Source organism: Pseudomonas vlassakiae (assembly GCF_014269035.2).
In the GTDB taxonomy this organism is placed as follows: Bacteria; Pseudomonadota; Gammaproteobacteria; order Pseudomonadales; family Pseudomonadaceae; genus Aquipseudomonas; species Aquipseudomonas vlassakiae.
Genome location: NZ_JABWRP020000080.1, coordinates 1 through 204 on the forward strand (window position 1 = coordinate 1; position 204 = coordinate 204).

The following is a 204-nucleotide window of genomic DNA, read 5'->3' on the forward strand; positions in this document are numbered from 1 at the left end:
GCAGATAGGGGTTTTGCGAAATGAATCTTGACGATGACCTACTCTCACATGGGGAAACCCCACACTACCATCGGCGATGCATCGTTTCACTACTGAGTTCGGGATGGGATCAGGTGGTTCCAATGCTCTATGGTCGTCAAGAAATTCTGTTGCCAGAATGTCTTTTGAACACTCTTGGCTAATTCGGATATGTGAATTTGTGGT

At 46.1% G+C, this 204-nt stretch carries 1 rRNA gene; it reads right to left on the reverse strand.

Features of this window, described 5'->3' with window-relative positions:
- Window positions 1–25: 25 nt before the first annotated feature.
- Window positions 26–141, reverse strand: a 5S ribosomal RNA gene (gene rrf / locus HU738_RS25875).
- Between the last annotated feature and the right edge of the window lie 63 nt (window positions 142–204).